Genomic DNA, 2,825 nt, shown 5'->3' with positions numbered 1-2,825 from the left:
GTGCAGGACGTTGATCAGTTGCGGCGCGGTCGCTTCGCCGAGCAGCGCACCAACCAGCGCGCCGTATCCTGAAGGAGAGCCACCATGACCGCCGCACCGAGGCTGCAGCCGCGCGAAGCGACCGCGCCGCAACTGATCAACGTCCTGCACAGCCCCAAGCGCATCCGCGTCAAATTCGGCGGCCGCGTGATCGCCGACAGCCGCAATGTGCTGGTGCTGCGCTCCAACCATTTTTTGCCGATCTATTTCTTCCCACTGGCGGCGGTCGATCAGTCGGTGTTGAAGCCGTCGAAGCAGGGCCAACAGCATGCCGTCGGCGGCGAGACGAAATATTGGGACATCGAGGCCGGCGACAAACGTGCCGCCGATGCCGCCTGGTCGTTCACGGCGCCGCCCGACGAAAACCTCGCCCCGCTCGCCGGCCGCATCGCCTTCACCTGGAACCTGGTCGACCAGTGGTTCGAGGAGGAGGAAGAAGTCTTCGTCCATGCCCGCGACCCCTATGCCCGCATCGACGTGCTGCAGAGCTCCAGCCATGTGAAGATCTGGTTCGACGGCGAGGTGGTTGCTGACAGCCGCCGTCCGGTGCTCCTGTTCGAAACCCACCTGCCGACGCGTTTCTATCTTCCGCCGGAGGATGTCCGCCTCGATCGGTTGAGGGCTTCGCTGACCAGGACCCGATGTCCCTACAAGGGCATCGCCTCCTATTGGTCCGGCGTGCTCAAGGACGGTTCGCTGCGCGAGGACGTCGCCTGGGCCTACCGCGACCCGATCGCGGAGATGCCGAAGATCAAGGGACTGATCGCCTTCTACCCGCAAGCGGTCGACCGCATCGAACTCGACGGCCAGCCGGTCTGACGGCGGCTGCATCCATTCCAGTTTCATTCCAATCCAATTTCAAAGAGGGACAAAATGACCAAACGCAACGACATCGACTCGCTTCGCAATCTGTCCGGCGACATCTGGAACGTCGCCGTGGACGAATATGCTCAAGGTTTCCTCAAGCGCCGCGATCTCCTGAAATATGCTGCCCTGATCGGCCTGACCGGCTTCGCCGCCTCGCAAGGTCTTGGCTTCGCCGGCCAGGCGCGCGCGGCTGCCGCGGGCGGCACGGTCCGGGTCGGGCTTGGCCAGCCGACCAAGGCGATCGATCCGGTCACGCTGACCGATCCGGCCAGCATCGGCGTCATCAGCCAGGTCGGCGAATATCTGATCCTCGACGACCCGAAGGATGGTTTGCAGCCGAAGCTCGCCGTATCGTGGGAAGCCGACGAAACCGCCAAGCGCTGGACGTTCAAGCTGCGCCCAGGCGTGAAATTCCACGACGGCCGCGCCGTCACCGCCAAGGATGTGGTGGCGAGCTTCGAGCGCCTGGTTGACCCGAACAGGGGTTCTGCGGCCTTGTCGGCCTATAAGGGCATCCTGTCCAAGGGCGGCGCCAAGATCGTCGACGAGCAGACTGTCGCCTTCGATCTCGACCAGCCGAACTCGAATTTCCCCTTCTATGTTTCCTCCGACGTCTACAACGCCGTCATCCTGCCGGCCGACTATGCCGGCGACTTCGAGAAGAATTTCAACGCGACCGGCCCGTTCAAGCTCGAATCCTTCCGCCCCAAGCAGGGTGCCAGCTTCGTGCGCAACCCCGATTATTGGGGCGACAAGGCGCTGCCCGACCGTGTCGAGATAAAATTCTTCGACGACGAGCAGGCGCAGGTCGTGGCGCTGCAGGCCGGTCAGCTCGACGTCATCCCCAGCACCACGCGTCTCGAACTCGCGATCGAGGGCAATGCCAATTTCAGGCTGCTCAGCGTCCAGGCGAGTTCGCATGACGCCGTGCATCTCAGAACCGACCAGGCGCCGTTCACCGACAAGCGGGTCCGCCGCGCGCTGGCGCTGACCCTCGACCGCGAGGCGATCGTGAAAGGCCTGCTGAAAGGCCGCGCCATCGCCGGCAACGACACGCCCTTCGCGCCGATCTTCCCTTCGGCCGATCCGTCGGTGCCGCAGCGCAAGCAGGATATCGCCGAGGCCAAGCGTCTGCTCGCCGAAGCCGGCATTCCCAATGGCTTCGAGGTGACGCTGACCACCGAACGCGCCTATGACATTCCCGACTATGCCGTGATCATCCAGAACTTCGCCAAAAAGGCCGGCATCGACGTCAAGCTCAACGTCCTGCCGCAGGATGCCTATTACGGCTCCGCGACCTTCGGCAGCTCGCCCTGGCTGGACTCAAATCTCGGCATCACCGATTTCGGCCATCGCGGCACGCCCGACATCTTCCTCAACGCGACGCTGAAGAGCGACGGCGCCTGGAACGCCGCGCATTTCAAGAATGCGGACTATGACGCGTTGCTGGTCGACTACGGCAAGGCGCGCGACCTTCAGGCGCAGCGCATCGCCGCCGGCAGGATCCAGACCCTGCTGCTCGACGAGACGCCGGAGATCATCTCCTACTTCTCACAATACAGCCGCATCACCAGCAACAAGGTCGAGGGCGTGCGCTTCACGGCGATCTCGCATCTGCTGCTCGATCGCGTGACCTTCGTTCAGGCATGATGCGCAAACGCCAAGCCGGCCGGGGTCCCGGAACCCGATGCTGACCGGCCGTACCTTGTCTACGCGGACGGCATCGCTCCTGTTCACCTTGTGGCTGGTCAGCGTGCTGGTCTTCCTCGCCGGGCAGGTCCTGCCCGGCGATGTCGGCCGCGTCATGCTTGGCCCGTTCGCGGATGCTCAAGCCGTCGCGGCGCTGAACAGGCAGCTTGGCGCCGATCAGCCGGTGCTGGTGCAATACTTGCACTGGTTCAGCCGGGCGCTGACAGGCG

Annotated in this window: 2 protein-coding genes and 1 pseudogene; all 3 read left to right on the top strand. The window is 64.0% G+C overall.

Annotation, left to right across the window (positions count from 1 at the left end):
- Positions 1-84: 84 nt before the first annotated feature.
- Entirely contained in the window at positions 85-858 is a 774-nt protein-coding gene (locus tag EN742_RS30490; protein WP_126056360.1) for a DUF427 domain-containing protein, read from the top strand.
- A gap of 54 nt (positions 859-912) precedes the next feature.
- Positions 913-2,556, top strand: a complete 1,644-nt coding sequence (locus EN742_RS30485) for an ABC transporter substrate-binding protein (protein ID WP_128333634.1) — start codon at positions 913-915, stop codon at positions 2,554-2,556.
- Between the two features lie 37 nt (positions 2,557-2,593).
- Positions 2,594-2,825: pseudogene (locus EN742_RS30480) on the top strand (ABC transporter permease); the annotation flags it as partial.

It is taken from the genome of Mesorhizobium sp. M4A.F.Ca.ET.020.02.1.1 (assembly GCF_004022645.1).
GTDB lineage: Bacteria > Pseudomonadota > Alphaproteobacteria > Rhizobiales > Rhizobiaceae > Mesorhizobium.
The sequence above is the reverse complement of the archived record's forward strand: the minus strand, read 5'-3'. Positions and strand labels throughout refer to the sequence as shown.

Excerpts from the sequence above, each read along its gene's own strand:
- EN742_RS30490 (WP_126056360.1), top strand. The coding sequence starts at position 85 with ATGACCGCCGCACCGAGGCTGCAGCCGCGCGAAGCGACCGCGCCGCAA.
- EN742_RS30485 (WP_128333634.1), top strand. The coding sequence starts at position 913 with ATGACCAAACGCAACGACATCGACTCGCTTCGCAATCTGTCCGGCGAC.